This window comes from Noviherbaspirillum sp. ST9, from assembly GCF_048799745.1.
In the GTDB taxonomy this organism is placed as follows: Bacteria; Pseudomonadota; Gammaproteobacteria; order Burkholderiales; family Burkholderiaceae_D; genus Noviherbaspirillum.
This window is the reverse complement of the sequence record NZ_JBLWFR010000100.1, coordinates 1-666: the sequence shown is the minus strand read 5'-3', so window position 1 is coordinate 666 and position 666 is coordinate 1. Positions and strand designations below refer to the sequence as shown.

2 protein-coding genes are annotated in these 666 nt (G+C 39.2%); both read right to left on the bottom strand.

Going from position 1 to position 666, the window contains the following annotated elements; genetic code table 11:
• Positions 1 to 375: CHRD domain-containing protein (locus ACNOHI_RS24975; protein ID WP_420477427.1), on the bottom strand; the 375-nt coding region annotated here is incomplete at its 3' end.
• A 108-nt stretch (positions 376 to 483) separates the two neighbouring features.
• The coding region (locus ACNOHI_RS24970) for a DegT/DnrJ/EryC1/StrS family aminotransferase (protein ID WP_420477426.1) at positions 484 to 666 on the bottom strand (183 nt) is incomplete at its 5' end.

Sequence of the window (666 nt, the reverse complement as noted above, 5' to 3'; positions counted from 1 at the left end):
TAAAACCTTCTGGCCGCTAACCGGCGTTTTATAGGAGCCGTTCTCGTTGGCCGCTATATTCCAGACTAAGGATCCCGCTGATCCTCGGGCTCCCTTCTTAAAACGAATAGCCCTCGTTTCTACCCCTTCAAAGCTAATTGAAAATGAAAGTACTTTAGTACGCTCATCATATTTCCCTTTCAGGATACCTGTAGCCTGCGAATCGTTACCCGCTTCCTTATTGTCAATTCTCGCAGTAACGGAATACGTCCTCGCAGGCGCCTTCAGTCTTGTTTCATGTGTTGTTTCGTCTTCCTTTAAACACGACAATACCCCTGTAGCGACCAAAAAAATGAAGATGTACCGTCCAATTACGAATTCCCGATCCCTATGCACTTTGCTTGTTGTTAATAGCTATTAATTTTTCTCCATATTATTAAATTAAAATTTAAAATATGACAACTAAAACTAACAAAGTCCTATATAAAAACCTATTATTTTGTATTAAAATGAATTCAATAATTTAATTACTGTGTAAATCTGATCCTCTGTATGAAAATACGATACCGGAAGGCTTAAAGTAGTTCGGTGAATTTCTTCTGAAATGGGATAACTACCCTTTAACCTGTCCTGTAATGCCTTCTGCTGATGTGGCGGAACCGGATAATGAACTTCGGTTTTAACACC